General features: G+C 73.1%; 2 protein-coding genes and 1 pseudogene. 1 reads left to right on the top strand and 2 read right to left on the bottom strand.

The window, feature by feature from the left end; genetic code table 11:
- Nucleotides 1–367: CbiX/SirB N-terminal domain-containing protein (locus ACWDX9_RS62670; protein ID WP_449973345.1), on the top strand; the 367-nt coding region annotated here is incomplete at its 5' end.
- Nucleotides 368–413: 46 nt separating this feature from the next.
- Here the strand turns inward: ACWDX9_RS62670 and mshC are convergent.
- Entirely contained in the window at nucleotides 414–1,637 is a 1,224-nt protein-coding gene (gene mshC / locus ACWDX9_RS62665) for a cysteine--1-D-myo-inosityl 2-amino-2-deoxy-alpha-D-glucopyranoside ligase (RefSeq protein ID WP_449973344.1), read from the bottom strand.
- A gap of 10 nt (nucleotides 1,638–1,647) precedes the next feature.
- A pseudogene (locus ACWDX9_RS62660) lies at nucleotides 1,648–2,071 on the bottom strand (NRDE family protein); the annotation flags it as partial.

Below are 2,071 nucleotides of genomic sequence, written 5' to 3'. Positions count from 1 at the left end.
GCTCGGGGCCGCGGGCTCCTCCGACCCGTCGGCCCTCGCCGACGTCCGCGCCGCCGCCCACCGGCTCGCCGTACGCCTGGCGCGGCCGGTCACGGCCGCCTTCGCCTCGGCCGGCTCGCCGTCCCTGGAGGAGGCCATGGAACGGCTCGCCTCGACCCCGGCCGCCCGGGTGGCCATCGCCTCGTACGTGCTCGCGCCCGGCCACTTCCATGACCGGCTGGCTTCGGCGGGAGCGGGGCTGGTGAGCGACCCGCTCGGCCCGGACCCGGACGTGGCGGCGCTCATCTGGCACCGCTACGACACCGCCCTCACCAGGCGCCAGGCGCTCCCCCGGCATTCACCCGGCCTGCACCGGGCGTCCCTGTAGCGACGCCCCGCCGAGCGCCGTTCGACCCGGCGCCCGCGGGACGGTGTCAGAGGGCGATGCCCAGGAGGGCGTCGGTGAGGTCGCGGACCAGAGCGGGGGCGGCGGCGTCGGGGCCGCCCTGGGTGAGGGCCTCGTCGGCCCAGGCGTCGACGGCGGCCAGTGCGCCCGGCGAGTCGAGGTCGTCGGCCATCCGGGCGCGTACCGTGGCCAGCAGTTCGTCGGCGCGCGGCCCCGACGGCAGCGCGACCGCCTCCCGCCACCGCGCCAGCCGCCGCTCGGCGTCGGCCATCAGGGACGGGACGTACTCCCAGTCCGCGCGGTAGTGGTGGGCCAGCAGCACCAGCCGGACCGCCATCGGGTCGTGGGCCACCCGCAGCCTGGACACGAACACCAGGTTGCCCTTGGACTTGGACATCTTCTCGCCGTCGAGCGCCACCATGCCCGCGTGCGTGTAGAACTTGGCGAACGGCCACTCGCCGGTGAGGGCGTGCCCCTCGGAGGCGCCGCACTCGTGGTGCGGGAAGATCAGGTCCGAGCCGCCGCCCGCCACGTCGTAGCCGCCCCCCAGGCTGTCCAGGGCGATCGCCGTGCACTCGATGTGCCATCCGGGCCGCCCCCGGCCCAGCGAGGAGTCCCAGGCGGGCTCCCCGGGCCGCTCGGCCCGCCACAGCAGCCAGTCGAGGGGGTGGCGCTTGCCCGCCCTGTCGGGGTCGCCTCCGCGTTCGGCGAACAGGGCCGGCATCTCCGCCTCGTCGTAGCCGGACACCTGGCCGAACTTGGGGGCGTCGGCCACGCTGAAGTAGACGTCGCCGTCCAGGGCGTACGTGACGCCCTTGGTGGACAGCTTGGAGATCAGCTCGGCCACCCGGCCGACGACCTCGGTGACGCCCACGTACTCGCGGGGCGGCAGGATCCGCAGCGCCTCCATGTCGCCGCGGAACAGCTCGATCTCCCGCTCGGCCAGCTCACGCCAGTCGACGCCGGTCTGCTCGGCCCGCTCCAGCAGCGGGTCGTCCACGTCGGTCGCGTTCTGCGTGTAGTGGACCTCGTGGCCCGCGTCCCGCCACATCCGGCCGACGAGATCGAAGGCGTGGTAGGTGTTGGCGTGGCCGAGGTGGGTGGCGTCGTAGGGGGTGATGCCGCAGACGTACATCCTGGCGGTCGGCCCCGGATCGGTCTGCCTCACCTGCTTGGCCGAGGTGTCATAGAGACTCAGCGGAATGCTCTCACCTGGGAGCTTTGGAACGTTCTGGGCAGCCCACGATCTCATGTGTTTGAGCCTATCTGTCCCGATCAGCGGTCAGGTCAGTGAACTGGTACGTCACGTCCTCCGCGGACAGTGAGACCTCCATCACCGACAGGGAGGCGAAGACGCGCCCGCCGGGGAGTTCGTGCCGGACGATGAGCGCGCCGGGGTCGGCGGACGGCTCCGCCTTGATGAGCTCGCTCCAGGTCTCGCTCTCGAACCTGGGCAGATAGCCGACGACCCGTTCGCTCGCCGGATCCAGGCCCGTGTTCACGACCATGCTGACGCCGTCGGGCAGGTCGGTGGTGGTCAGCCGGTCGCCGTCCCAGCTGAACATGCGGATCCGCGCCAGGTCGGCGAGCACCAAGTGGAAGGGGTCGTAGCGGGTCAGGTCGGGGCCGGGCGGCTCGCCGTCGGACACGGCCCGCAGCGCCAGGTCGCCGCGCGAGAGCCGGTCC

The sequence above is a fragment of the Nonomuraea sp. NPDC003201 genome, assembly GCF_053590415.1.
This window is presented reverse-complemented; position numbering and strand designations above follow the sequence as displayed.